The organism is Streptomyces sp. YPW6 (assembly GCF_018866325.1).
In the GTDB taxonomy this organism is placed as follows: domain Bacteria; phylum Actinomycetota; class Actinomycetes; order Streptomycetales; family Streptomycetaceae; genus Streptomyces.
Genome location: NZ_CP076457.1, coordinates 5,605,632 through 5,618,139, shown reverse-complemented (window position 1 = coordinate 5,618,139; position 12,508 = coordinate 5,605,632). Strand labels below are relative to the sequence as shown.

11 protein-coding genes and 1 pseudogene are annotated in these 12,508 nt (G+C 69.4%); 11 read left to right on the top strand and 1 reads right to left on the bottom strand.

Features of this window, described 5'->3' with window-relative positions:
• Positions 1–50: 50 nt before the first annotated feature.
• Together KME66_RS24720 and KME66_RS24715 are read left to right on the top strand one after the other, a co-directional pair.
• Positions 51–1,526: an acyl-CoA synthetase gene (locus KME66_RS24720; RefSeq protein WP_216326028.1), complete on the top strand. Its 1,476-nt coding sequence runs from the start codon at positions 51–53 to the stop codon at positions 1,524–1,526.
• Positions 1,519–3,108, top strand: coding sequence for a carboxyl transferase domain-containing protein (locus tag KME66_RS24715; RefSeq protein ID WP_216326026.1), 1,590 nt, complete (start codon positions 1,519–1,521; stop codon positions 3,106–3,108). Before KME66_RS24720 ends, KME66_RS24715 begins: the two co-directional genes overlap by 8 nt.
• Positions 3,109–3,115: 7 nt before the next feature.
• Here the strand turns inward: KME66_RS24715 and KME66_RS24710 are convergent, their stop codons facing one another.
• Positions 3,116–4,381 (bottom strand): MFS transporter, encoded by a 1,266-nt coding sequence (locus KME66_RS24710; RefSeq protein WP_216326025.1) that lies wholly within the window; start codon positions 4,379–4,381, stop codon positions 3,116–3,118.
• Between the two features lie 112 nt (positions 4,382–4,493).
• Between KME66_RS24710 and KME66_RS34455 the strand changes: the two genes are divergently transcribed.
• The 9 genes and pseudogenes from KME66_RS34455 (at position 4,494) to KME66_RS24670 (ending at position 12,377) form a co-directional block, all read left to right on the top strand.
• Positions 4,494–4,628, top strand: coding sequence for a hypothetical protein (locus KME66_RS34455; RefSeq protein WP_301184503.1), 135 nt, complete (start codon positions 4,494–4,496; stop codon positions 4,626–4,628).
• Positions 4,629–4,858: 230 nt separating this feature from the next.
• The gene (locus KME66_RS24705) at positions 4,859–5,353 is read left to right on the top strand and encodes a hypothetical protein (RefSeq protein ID WP_216326023.1); all 495 of its coding nucleotides are present in this window, start codon (positions 4,859–4,861) and stop codon (positions 5,351–5,353) included.
• 39 nt (positions 5,354–5,392) lie between these two features.
• Entirely contained in the window at positions 5,393–7,693 is a 2,301-nt protein-coding gene (locus tag KME66_RS24700; protein ID WP_216326021.1) for a hypothetical protein, read from the top strand.
• Positions 7,694–7,754: 61 nt separating this feature from the next.
• Positions 7,755–8,333 carry a hypothetical protein gene (locus KME66_RS24695; RefSeq protein WP_216326019.1) on the top strand — a complete coding sequence of 193 codons (579 nt, stop codon included), beginning with the start codon at positions 7,755–7,757 and terminating at the stop codon, positions 8,331–8,333.
• Between the two features lie 623 nt (positions 8,334–8,956).
• Positions 8,957–9,376: pseudogene (locus KME66_RS24690) on the top strand (SAM-dependent methyltransferase); the annotation flags it as partial.
• A 975-nt stretch (positions 9,377–10,351) separates the two neighbouring features.
• The gene (locus KME66_RS24685) at positions 10,352–11,017 is read left to right on the top strand and encodes a Crp/Fnr family transcriptional regulator (protein WP_216326016.1); all 666 of its coding nucleotides are present in this window, start codon (positions 10,352–10,354) and stop codon (positions 11,015–11,017) included.
• A 96-nt stretch (positions 11,018–11,113) separates the two neighbouring features.
• A complete protein-coding gene (locus tag KME66_RS24680; RefSeq protein ID WP_161500150.1) occupies positions 11,114–11,275 on the top strand; it encodes a hypothetical protein in 162 nt (53 codons plus the stop codon).
• Positions 11,276–11,308: 33 nt separating this feature from the next.
• Positions 11,309–11,632, top strand: a complete 324-nt coding sequence (locus KME66_RS24675) for a hypothetical protein (RefSeq protein WP_028428535.1) — start codon at positions 11,309–11,311, stop codon at positions 11,630–11,632.
• A gap of 280 nt (positions 11,633–11,912) precedes the next feature.
• Positions 11,913–12,377 carry a hypothetical protein gene (locus KME66_RS24670; RefSeq protein WP_216326013.1) on the top strand — a complete coding sequence of 155 codons (465 nt, stop codon included), beginning with the start codon at positions 11,913–11,915 and terminating at the stop codon, positions 12,375–12,377.
• The last annotated feature ends 131 nt before the right edge of the window (positions 12,378–12,508 follow it).

The following is a 12,508-nucleotide window of genomic DNA, read 5'->3' as shown; positions in this document are numbered from 1 at the left end:
CGGCGGCAGGATCCAGGGCCGGGCGCCCGCCAAGCCCTAGGCTTCGCCGCGTGACCCTCCTCCTTCCCGCGCTCCAGTCCCCCACCGGCCCGGCGGCCTCCCGGGAGGCCGTCCGCTTCGGTGACCTCTCCCTGACCTACGGCCTGCTCGCCGGGGCAGCCGACTCCCTCGCCGCCCGGATCGCGGACGCGGGCCGGGTCGCCGTCTGGGCCACCCCGACACCGGAGACGGTGATCGCGGTGGTGGCGGCGCTGCGGGCCGGGGTGCCGGCGGTGCCGCTGAACCCCCGTACGGGCGAACGCGAGTTGACGCACATCCTGGGGGACAGCGAGCCCACGGCCGTGCTGGCGGGCCCGGACGACGAACTGCCCCCGGCCCTGGAGAAGCTGCGCCGGGTGACGGTGGACGCGCGGACGGCGTACGAGGCCCCGGAGGGATACGGGCCGGACGAGGCCGACGCCGAGGCCCCGGCCCTGATCGTCTACACCTCCGGCACCACCGGCCCGCCCAAGGGCGCCGTCCTGCCCCGCCGGGCCCTCGCCGCGTCCCTGGACGCACTGGAGGACGCCTGGGGGTGGACCGGTGACGACGTGCTGGTCCACGCGCTGCCGCTGTTCCACGTCCACGGGCTGATCCTGGGCGTCCTCGGCCCGCTGCGGCGCGGCGGCTCCGTACGCCACCTGGGGAAGTTCTCACCTGGAGGCGTGGCCCGGGAGCTGGGGTCCGGGGGCACGATGCTGTTCGGCGTACCGACGATGTACCACCGGCTGGCGGAGGTGCTGGACGGGTCGGCAGGCGACGCCGAACGCGAGTCGCTGAGAAGGGCGTTGAGCGGGGCACGGCTCCTGGTCTCCGGCTCGGCGGCGCTGCCCGTGCACGACCACGAGCGCATCGAGGCGGCGACGGGGCGGCGGGTGATCGAGCGGTACGGCATGACGGAGACCCTGATGAACACGGGAATCCGGGCGGACGGCGTACCGCGCCCCGGCACGGTGGGGCCGCCGCTCGCCGGAGTGGAGCTGCGCCTGGCGGAGGACGACGGTGCGGTGCTCGACGAGCCCGGGGCGATCGGCGAGATCCAGGTGCGCGGACCGAACCTGTTCACCGGCTATCTGAACCGGCCCGACGCCACCGCCGCCGCGCACACGCCGGACGGCTGGTTCCGTACGGGGGACGTGGGCACGGTGGGCACGGACGGGTACGTCACCATCGTCGGGCGCAAGGCCACCGACCTCATCAAGAGCGGCGGCTACAAGATCGGCGCGGGCGAGATCGAGAACGTCCTCCTCGCGCACCCCGGAGTCCGGGAGGTGGCGGTGACGGGTGAGGCCGATCCGGACCTCGGCGAGCGGGTCGTGGCCTGGGTGGTCGCGACGGACCCCGGCTCTCCGCCGTCAGCCGAAGAGCTGGCGGACCGGGTGGCGGCCCAACTGGCTCCGCACAAGCGCCCGCGCACCGTGCGCTACCTGGACACGCTGCCCCGCAACGACCTGGGCAAGATCATGAAGAGGTCGCTCCGTGCCTGACGAGAACCCCGCCCGCGCGACGGCCCGGGAGGCGATCACCCTGCTCACCGGCGCGGCGGGCTTCACCGAGCACCGCCCGCCGCCGCACCCCCTGCCGCCGGACGGTCCGCTCGGCTGGGCGGGATACGACGCGGCACGGGAACGTGCCTCGGCCCGGACCGGCGAGGAAGAGTCCGTGCTCTACGGCACCGGGGTCGTCGGAGACCGCGCGTGCGTCCTGCTCTCCTTCGAATTCGGCTTCCTGGGAGGCTCGTTGGGCTGCCGGACCGGGGACCGGCTGGCGGCCGCGTACGCGTTGGCGCTGACCCGCCGCCTCCCGCTGGTCGCCCTGGTCGCCACGGGCGGCAGCCGGATGCAGGAGGGCATGGTCGCGCTCACCCAGCTCCAACGGGTGGCGGCCGCGTCCACCCGGCTGCGCGCGGCCGGGCTCCCGCAGATCGCGGTGGTCCGCGACCCCACGACCGGCGGCGGCTGGGCCACGGTGGGGGCGGGCGCGGACGTGGTGCTGGCGCTGCCGGGCGCGCAGGTGGGCTTCGCCGGTTCCCGGGTACGGCCGCCGGACGCCGACCCGTACGCGTACAGCGCCGAGGGCCAGTTGGCGGCGGGCCAGGTGGACGCGGTGGTCCCGGCAGGTGAGCTGGCCCGCACGGTGACGCACTGGCTGCGCGCGCTGGGGCCGCACGACGACCTGCCCGCAGCGCCGGTGCCGCGCGCGCTGCCGGGGGCGGGGGCGAAGGCCGGGGCAGGGGCCGGTGTCGAACCGGCGGCCGGCACAGCCCCGGGGACCGGCACGGACCCGGAGACCGGAACGGACCCGGGGGTCGGCATGGTCCCGGGGACCGGCACTGCCCCCGGGACCGGAACGAGCCCCGGGACCGGAACGGAGGCGGCGGCCGGTACGAGGCCGGGAGCCGGCACGGCGCCGGGAGCCCGCACGGCGCCGACGGCCGATGGAAACCGAGCGGCTCGGCTCCCGGAGACCGGGCGGGAGGCGGTGGAGCGGGCTCGCGATCCGCGACGGCCGCGCGCGGAGGCGTACCTGGCCGACTACTTCGCCGTACGGCTCCCCCTCCACGGGGACCGCTCCGGCGCCACGGACCCCGGGCTGCTCTGCGGCCTCGGCCTGCGCGCGGACGGGCAGCCCGTGGCGTACGTCGCCCAGTGCGGGACCCCGACACGCCCGGCCGGTTACCGGGCGGCGGCCCGGACGATCCGGCTGGCGGACCGGCTCGGCCTCCCCGTCCTGACCCTGGTCGACACCCCGGGCGCGGCCAACGACGCCGAGGCGGAACGGGCGGGCGCGGGCGCGGCCATCGCGGACACCTTCGCGGCGATCGCGGCGGCCCGGGTCCCGGTGACGACGCTGGTGATCGGCGAGGGCGGCTCGGGCGGGGCACTGGCGCTCGCGGCACCGGACCACACCCATGTCACGGTGGACAGCTACTTCTCCGTCATCGCCCCGGAGTTGGCGGCGGCGATCCTCAAGCGGCCCACGGAGGAGACGGGCGCCACCGCCGACCAGCTGCGGCTGAGGCCGCAGGACCTGGTGGAGCTGGGGATCGCGCGCTCGATCGTCACCTAGAACGCGCTCACGGCTGCGGGTCGCGGGCGTCGTAGCGGGCGAAGGCGCGCCACTTCAGCGCGAGCAGGGTCACGGCCGCCACGCAGAGGACGCCGCCGCCGGTGACGGCGAGGGTGGGTGAGGCCAGGTCCGCCACCGAGCCGGCCAGGAAGTCGCCGAGGCGGGGCCCGCCCGCCACCACAACGATGAAGACGCCCTGGAGCCGGCCGCGCATCTCGTCCGGGACCGCCGCCTGGAGCATGGTGGTGCGGAAGACCATGGAGACGGTGTCGGCGCAGCCGGCGAGGGCCAGGAACAGCAGCCCGAGCCAGAGGTTGCGGGTGAGCCCGAAGACGGCGATGGCGGTGCCCCAGGAGCCGACGGCCAGCAGGATCGCGAGCCCGTGCCGCCGGATGCGGCCGAGCCGGCCGGAGAACACCCCGCCGAGCAGGGCGCCGAGGGCCGGGGCGGCGACGAGCAGGCCGGTGGTCCGCGCGTCGCCCCCGTACCAGAGGACGGCGACGGCCGGGAAGAGGGCGCGGGGGTGGGCCAGGACCATGGCGCACAGGTCGGTGAAGAAGGTCATCCGCAGGTTCGGCCGGGTTCCGAGGAACCGCAGCCCGTCCAGGACGGAGGCCCGCTTGCCCGCCTCGCCGTCCTTGCGGTCGGGCAGCATCGAGGGCATGCGCCACATCGCGTACAGGGAGGCGGTGAAGCAGAGGGCGTCCACGGTGTAGGCGGCCCGGTAGCCCCACCAGCCGACGATCAGGCCGCCCAGCATCGGGCCGACGAGGGTGCCCGTCGTACTGGTCATGCTCGTCAACGCGTTCGCGGCGGGCAGTTGTCCGGCCGGCAGCAGCCGGGCGATCATCGAGGAGCGGGCCGGGGCGTTGAGGGCGAAGCAGACAGCCTGGAGTGCCACGATCGCGTACAGCAGCCCGACCTGCTCGATGCCGACGACGGTCGCCGCCACCAGGACGAGGGAGAGCCCGAACGACCCAACGGCACTGAACAGTCCGAGCTTGCGCCGGTCGACGGTGTCGGCGACGGCCCCGCCGTAGAGCCCGAAGACGACGAGCGGCACGAACGAGCAGAAGCCGATGAGCCCGACGGAGAACGCGGACCCGGTGATGTCGTAGACCTGGAGCGAGACCGCCAGCGCCGTCATGCCCTGGCCGATCCAGGAGACGGTGTTCCCGACCCAGAGCCGCCGGTAGTCGGGCGAGGTCCGCAGGGGTGTGAGGTCGGCGAGTATATGGGTGCGTCGCGCACGCGGTTCGGCTGACTCGGTCACAGGGGATGGTAGCCCCGCACCTTCCCGACGGATCCAGGGGCCGGGTCAGCACCGCGACTGGCTGGGACAACCGAACGGATTGCCGACTGGTCAGACCGTTTCGTCCTGCGAGGTGTCGGAGCACCCGGAGCAGGACCTCTACATCGTGGTCGAGACGCGCGACACGGGCATCGGCGACCCTGAGGCCATCGAGAAGCTCCTCACGGCCTACACCAAGGCGGTCGAGGGGGCAGCGGCCTGCCGGTGAGGCGTCGACCCCGCGCCAGGGCTTCACACGACGCAAAGGCGAGCTAAACGCTCGAATACGGAACACTTCGGAGTGGCGTTCCCGAACCCTCCACACGATGGTCACAACGGCCCTCCAGGGATCCGACTTCGCCCCGCGTGAACACCCGGTCGAGTTGCTAGCTTGGCTCGAAGCAGAGGCGCCACCGGGCGCGACCAACCACAACGGGTGAGCTGGGGGAAGGGTTCTTCATGGCGTGGGACGAGTGGGAACAGCTGAAGGCGGATGCCGTTCAGCGTCAGTCCACCGGAATGCAGTTGAACCAGCTCGACCCCGGGGGCGGCGGCTCCGCGCCCCTGCCCGGACAGACCGGCGATCTCAAGGTGAGCAACGGCGATCTGGTGAAGATCGGCAGTCAGGCGCACGAACTCTACGATCAGCTCTGGAGAAAGGCCCGGGTGGCCGTCCCCAGCAGCGACAAGGCGGCCGGTGACCTCAGCGGCCAGGGCTTCGCACTGGGCGGTGGACTCAAGCACGTGGCGAACCGGTGGGACGAACAGCTGAAGTCACTCATGGACGCGTGCGCCCACATCGCCAACCACATGCAGGTCACCAAGAAGGTGCACGCCGGTGACCACCACTACATCCAACGCCAGATGAGCAGCATCGACACCCTGGACGCCGGGTTCGACGAGCGGGTCGGCGAGCCGGGCAAGAAGAACCCGGCATACGAGCAGAAGAAGTAGCGGCGCGACCCCCGAGACGTACAGGAGAAACAACCACTCATGGATCTCGACGCGCTGCGCTTCGGAAACTTCGCCACGCTCGACGAGGCGGTCACGGACTGGGGTCTGCTCGTGCGCAACCTCGCGCAACTGAAGAAGCAGGCCCAGGACGGGTTGCGCAAGGCGGCCAACTCGGCCGACTGGGCCGGCCTGAACGCCCAGGTCACCAAGGAGTTCGTCGGCAAGACCGCGGGTGAGTTCGCCGACGCCCACACCCAGGCCAACACCATCCACAAGATCCTCACCGACACCCGCGACGAGTTGCGGCAGTACAAGAAGGATCTGGATGAAGCCATCAGCCGCGGGGCCCGGAAGAACCTGACCGTCACCAGTACCGGCGGCGGCGGTTTCACCGTCACGATGAACATCCACCCGGACCGCGCGGCGAAGGGCACGTCCGTTCCGGAGCACGACGAGAGCGATGTCACCGCGCTGCGGGACGAGGTGCAGGGCATCCTCAAGAAGGCCACGGAGAGCGACAACTCGGCGAGCAAGGTCCTGACCGCGATCGCCGACCAGGCCAAGATGGGCTTCTCGGACGCCTCCTACAAGGACCGTGACTCCGCCGTCGAAGCCGTCGAGGCGGCCGAGAGCCTCGCCAGGATCGCGGCGAAGAGCCCCGAGGACCTCACGCCCGCCGACTTCGACAAGATCAACAACGGTCTGGACAAGTACAAGAACGACCCGCTGTTCGCCGAGCGGTTCGCCACTCAGCTCGGGCCCAAGAAGACCCTGGAGCTCTGGGAGGGCATCAGCGACTACGCCGTGAACCCGCATGTCGGCGGCGAACGGCTCGACGAGTTGGACGACTTCCAGCGCAATCTCGGCCTCACGCTCGCCACCGCCACCCAGAGCGACTCCGCCGACATGACGAGCTGGAAGGGCAACATGATCAAGCTCGGCGACCAGCCCATCGGCCGGGACGGCGCGGGCCCCATGGGGTTCCAGGTCATGAGCAATCTGATGCGGACCGGCGACTACGACGATCAGTTCCTCAAGAGCTACGGCACCAAGCTCATGGAGACGGAACGCAGGCTCACCGGCAACGGCGAGCACCAGAACATGGCGTGGCAGCGCATGGGATCGGACCCGTGGCTCAACAGGATCGGCGGGGACAGCGGCAACGACCCGCTGACCGGCTACCTCAAGGGGCTGTCCAACAGCCCGGACGCGGCGACCGACTTCTTCAACCAGGAGTACGTCTCCAAGGAAGACTCCCCCTTCGAACGCGACACGGACGGCAACGGCAAGAACGGAAAGATCCCGCTCTCCAACTTCCAGTACCTCTTCGAGGAGCGGGAGTGGCCGCAGGAGACCGACCTCAAGGGCGACGACGACATCACCGGCCGCAACACTCTCGCCCTCGCCCTGGAGGCCGCCACGACCGGGCACCCCGCGGGCGAGTTGCCGACGAGGGACACACCCGCCCACAACGAGGGGCAGACCAAGCTCTTCGAGTCGCTCGTGGCCTCCGTCGCGGACGACAACGAACGACTCACCAAGCACAACTACATGACCGACAGCATCGGGCAGATCACCTCGGAGTACCTGCCGGACATCAACCGGGCCATGACGAACGACTCCGACGGGGAGACGGACAGACTGTTCCCCGTCGCCGGCAGCTCCGCCCAGCTCAACCACCGAGATGTGAACGCCCTGTTGCTCACCGTGGGCCAGAACGCCGAGGGGTACGCGGCCGTGGAGGTGGCCAACAAGCAGTACATGGCGAACCTCATGGACTACCACATGAACCCGGACCTGCCGGCCGACAAGGTCTACTCGAAGGACACAGAGTTCGCCATCCGTGAGATCGCCCATGGTTCGGGCGAGGTGTCCGGCACGCTGGCCATGGGCCGCCAGGAGGCAGTCGCCGGCGAAGCCGAGGAAGCCGACAAGAAGTACGAACAGTCCGTGGCTCAGTGGAAGAACGCCATCTCCGGGGGGATCGGTACGGGCATCGGCGTCGGCACGTCGTTCGTCGCCAGCCCCGTCGGCGGCGCGGTGGCCGGCGGTGCGGCGGAGACGGTGAGCAGCATGGTCCTCGAATCCCTCTTCAAGGACGCCGAGGGGAAGGCCAAGGACAACGCCGGCCCCGTCATGGGCGAACTGTGGGAGAGCGGCGTCGAAAAGAACTCGGAGTACACCGAGCAAGCTGTGGAGGCAGCGGCGAAGTCGCACGGCCGTGACGACCTGATGGACATCAGCATCGATGAGAAGGCGCGCAGGTCCACGCAGGACGGGTTCATGGCCGCCAGTACGAGCACCGAGCAAATGAACCCCCATTTGAAGACGGACATCTGATCAGATGCTCGGGCCGGCGCCTGCCGCGTCTCCCCACTCCCGTATCGAAAGGCTTCTCGCGTTGTCTGCCCATGAAACACTTCGGCGTCGTCGGTTCAGCGGCAGGGTCAGCTCCCTGTCGGCCGCTGTCGCCCTCGCCGCCACCCTGTCGGCGTGCTCCGGCGACGAACCGCCCGAGAAGGCGTACACCGTGCCCAGCTCCTTGTGCGGCATCGCTGTGCAACCCGCCCTGGTGAAAGCCGCGCTGCCCGGCGGCGACTCCCTCACCTCCGCCACTCAGAAGCCGAACGGCGGAACGATCCGCTGCAACCTGTACGTGGACGACAAGCTGGTTCTCAGCCTCGCTCAGGCGTGGTGGAGTGAGGGGAAGGCCACGGCAGCGGTCGCGCCGGCGTACCCCGGCACGAAGGACGGAACGATGTCCGACGACGAACGGTTCATCTACAGCGGGCAGGCGGGCGTCGGCAGAACCGTCCCTTCCTGCAAGACATCGGAACACCCGGAGCAGGACCTCTACATAGCGGTCGAGACCCGCGACACCGGCATCGACGACCCCGAGGCCATCGAGAAGCTCCTCACCGCCTACACCAAGGCGGTCGAGGCATCAGCGGCCTGCCGGGAGCCCGCCGCCGGATCGTGACCCGAACGGATGAACGGGGCCGCCACTGTGGAGTGGCGGCCCCGTTCTCGCGTTCCCGCGGGTAGAAACGGTTCTCCACGAGATCGAACGGTGGGGCGGGTGGGACTCGAACCCATAAGCGTGACGCCTCTCACCTGCGATGATGCCGAAACACCGGGCATAGTCACCCGTTTCCATCCGACTGGGTCCGGCTCGATCCCGCACGGGTGGCTATCGGTTAGGTGTTCGCCACACCGCAGTTCATCGCGGGCCTTCGGCCGCACGGGACCGCTGCAGGCAACCCTCCCCTTCCTGCCGCTGAGGCACCCCGAGCCCCTGTGAAGCGGTCCAGTCCTCACGGCCTGGGCTCCCTGCGGTAGTCACGTTCCGTGGTGGAGGACCATCCCTCCTGCGGGAAAGCGACGCTTGTCTCCCGGCAAGACCGCGACAGCCCGCACGCGGCCCGTGCCGTCACCTGCGAGACGCCCGCCCGGTCATGCGGGCGGACGTCTCGCGTCGGAACGTCTGGCGCACGGCGCCCCGGCCCGGCCCGGCCCCCTGGTCGTGCCGCCGCCATGATGCGCGCGAATCTCTGTCGTCAGCTCGAACGGCATGCTTCGCGCCTCTCGCGGGCCCGCCGTGCGGTCCAGGCGCTGCGGCCCGGCGGCTGGCTGCTCCTGGAGGACGCCGACCCCGCCCTGCAGCCGCTGCTGTGCCCGGACGAGTCGGGTCCCGAACAGCGTCTCGCCAACCGGCTGCGGTCCGGCTTCCGCACCCTGATGGCGGCGCGCGGCGCGGACCTCGCGTACGGGCGGACCCTGCCGAGGAGGGTGCTCCGCGAAGCCGGTCTGGACGATGTGCAGGCGGACGCGTACTTCCCGATCACCTCGCCGGCGTGCGCGGTACTCGAGGATGCGACGGTGCGACAGATCCGCCACCGTCTGGTGGGAAACGGAATCGCCACCGACGAGGAGATCGACCGCCATCTGGCGAACGTTGCCACTGGCCGTCTCGACCTGGCCACCGCCCCGATGATCTCCGCGTGGGGCCGCCGTCGCCCGTAACCGCCCCCGACCGCTGCTCAGGTGTCGCGGCGCCGCCGACGCCCGCCGGCCGCGAGCTGTGATTCGGGCGTACCAACGCTCCGGCGAGTGCCGCCGCCCTTTCACGTGGCGACGATCGAGTGGGGCGGCAAAGGTTTCCGGACCGGCATCCGTGATCCCCTGCAGCCGTGTCCACGCCACTCCCCAAGTCGCTCAGCGCGATCAGAGGATCGACGCGCCGGTCCAGCGCTTCCTGCGCTGGTGAGGTGGCGGCTGCGAATCCGACTTCTTGTGGAGTGATCTCACGCTTCAAGCAACGGGCCAGCGCCTGCCACAAGATAACCGGAGCGATCCCTGAAGGCTGGACGCCTCCGACCCACTGGCCGTCCCGCCCTGTCAGGCAGCGCGGGACGAGCACTAGTTCAGTGTAGTGCTCAACTATCGCCTGGCGCAGGGAAGATGCCCCACAGCCACCCAGATCGAAGCTTCGGCTTCCGTGCCAAGACCTCGCAACGCGATCACGGTCGGTCCTCCCGAGACGGCTCCAGCAGACAAGGCTGCCTTTGAGGAAGACGAAGACGCCGTACCGACCAACCGACCGGTGACGATCTTTGACCACCTTGACCACCCCCCGGCCCTTGACCCCATTCCGGGCGCTGCGGATTGGCAGTTCCCTCTTGTAGGCCAACTACTCGACAAGCGGGAGCACCCCACATGAACGCCTTCGCCAGCACGGACGACGCCATGAACGCCGAACGCCTGGCCAGCATCGGTCTGCCACGGAACCACGTCCCTCTGGAAAGGCCGCTCGTGATGCCGGAGGGCGTGAGAGTTGAGCGCCCTCCCCGTGATCTCTCCCACGGCGTGCCAAGGGGAGGAGCGCGGTGAGCGCTGCAACTTCCGCCGTCGTCGTGACCGCGTGCGAGTACGGCATGAACAAAAGAGCCGTGCCAGCGTATTTCTACACATCCTTATGCGCAGAACTACACTCGAACCATGCAGAAGGATGCGACATCACCACTTGAGGACGAGGGCCAGCTCCGTGAGCTGGAAAGTCTCGGCACCCCGGTCACCTTCCAGGCCGGGCAGACGATTTTCACGGAGGGCCATCCGTCCCATACCGTTCTCCTCCTCAAGAAGGGGCACGTGATTGTGAGCAAGGCCGGAGACGGCTCGGAGATCCTCCTCGCGACCCGAGGCCCGGGCGTCGTCTTGGGCGACGAAGGCGTCCTCATGTCCGAGGTTCGGTCCGCCAGCATTCGCGCCCTGACCGAGGTGTCCGGCGTGGACGTTTCGGCCGAGACCCTCCTCCGCTTCATTAACGAGAAGAAGCTGTGGTCCGAGATGTACCGCAGCGCTGTCATCCGCCGCCGCGAGTCCGACGAGGAACGAGCTCTCCTCGCGCGGCACAGCGTCAAGGTCCGCCTGGCCCGATGGCTGGTGGCGATGGCCGAGGAGATGGGCGAGCAGACGGGAGGCGACTGGCTGATCGACGTCGCCTTTTCCCAGCAGGACATCGCGAGCCGGATCGGCTCCTCGCGGGAAGGAGTCGCTGCGGCACTCCGCCACCTTCGGGAAGAAGGGCTGGTCAGCACGGGGCGCCAGACGCTCATCCTGCACGATGTCCACGCTCTGCGCGCTACAGCACAGCTGAAGGAGTAGACGTACGCACCTCTATGTGTAATTCTACACACACGAGAGTGAACTCCTTCCAGCGGAGTCCACGCGTGAACACATGGGGGAGTTTTGACTCTTCAGGTGATCGGAGCCCTGTGCATTCTCGTCTCCCTGATCGGCGAGGGACTGAAGATCAGCGAGGTGGAGGTCCGCCGGCTCTCTCGAGCCCGCGCGATCACACTGGCCGCGCTGGGCGTTCTCTTCATCGCCTTGCCACTGGTGACAGGAGGCCTCGGCTCCTGACCTTCAACCCGTCCGACGAATCCGTGGTGAACCGTGTCAGAGCAACTGGGCCCCTTCCAAGGCATATGGGATGCATGGATCGAGGTCGAACAAGAGATCGCCCAAAAGCCGCTGGAGCACTTCGAGCGAGCGACTCAAATTCAGTTCGAGGAGCTGAAGGAGCACCTCGCCCGAGGTGACCGTGAAGCGGCGGCCCGCGAGCTCGTCGACGTCGTGAGCATCGCTCTGAACCATCTCCGGAACCTCGGGTTCACTGCGCAAGAGATCGCGGAGGTAGCACAGGACCGGGCGGATCGGCGGATGAAGGGCCAGGCGAAGGAGATCCTCGAGAAGTACAGGAAGACCTACGGGATCTAATGCTGTGACCGCACAGCTTCGCCGGGATGGTCCTTGTGGCGGGTTGGACGTGGGTGACGTCCGATCCGACCGATGGACGCGTGGTGGCCGAGCCCGTTCGTATGCGAAGACTGACCGATCAGGAGGATCAGAAGTCGCGCGCCGGGGCAGCATGTCGGCCACCGCGAGCCCCACACCGCATCTGCTGCTGACATCGAGTTCGGCACCCCTGCCGACGCTCCCCTGTCCCGCACCGAATCTGGCTCGAAACGTCCGCGGACCTGTGCCTACGGTGCGCACGATGAGCAGCGTTTTCGGAGAATTGAGAGCACGAGTGAGCACGACTCCAGCAGCATCGGTGAGCGGAGCAGAGCTACGACGGCGAGTTCGCGCTGTCGAAGCGCTCCAGGCGAAAACCCGGGAGATGGCTGCGGCCAATGTGCTGACCACCCGCGAGGGGGCGGTGAAGGCCGCACGGGCAAAGGACGAGGCCGACGTCGCGACGCGGGAAGCCGCCGCCGTAGCTCTGCGGCTGTTCGACAACAACGCCGAGTTGGTCTCGGAGCTTCTGGGTGTGCCGGCGGAAGAACTGGAACGCGAAGCAAAGCCTGTTACCGCCGCTCGCGCGAAAAAGATCATCGAATCGCTGCGGGCCCGCGCCACGCGGCCCAGTCCCACCCGGGCCCGCAAGCCTTCGGGCGGATGTGGCGGATGCGGTTTCCTTGACCTCGGGCATCCCGGTCCCGGTCGGCACAGCGGACGGTAGCCGGGCTAATGCCGTCTGAGAACGACCGCGGACTCGGGCTCTTCCCGCTTGCCGCTGTGAACGGGCTCGGGCCCGGGCCCGTTCGTGTTGATAAGCAGCTTGCCCTCATCGGTGAGCCAACACCTGTGCCC

Bases quoted from the DNA above. Each gene is read 5' to 3' on its own strand.
- KME66_RS24705 (WP_216326023.1), top strand. From the start codon at position 4,859: ATGGCGTGGGACGAGTGGGAACAGCTGAAGGCGGATGCCGTTCAGCGT.
- KME66_RS24700 (WP_216326021.1), top strand. From the start codon at position 5,393: ATGGATCTCGACGCGCTGCGCTTCGGAAACTTCGCCACGCTCGACGAG.
- KME66_RS24685 (WP_216326016.1), top strand. From the start codon at position 10,352: ATGCAGAAGGATGCGACATCACCACTTGAGGACGAGGGCCAGCTCCGT.
- KME66_RS24670 (WP_216326013.1), top strand. From the start codon at position 11,913: ATGAGCAGCGTTTTCGGAGAATTGAGAGCACGAGTGAGCACGACTCCA.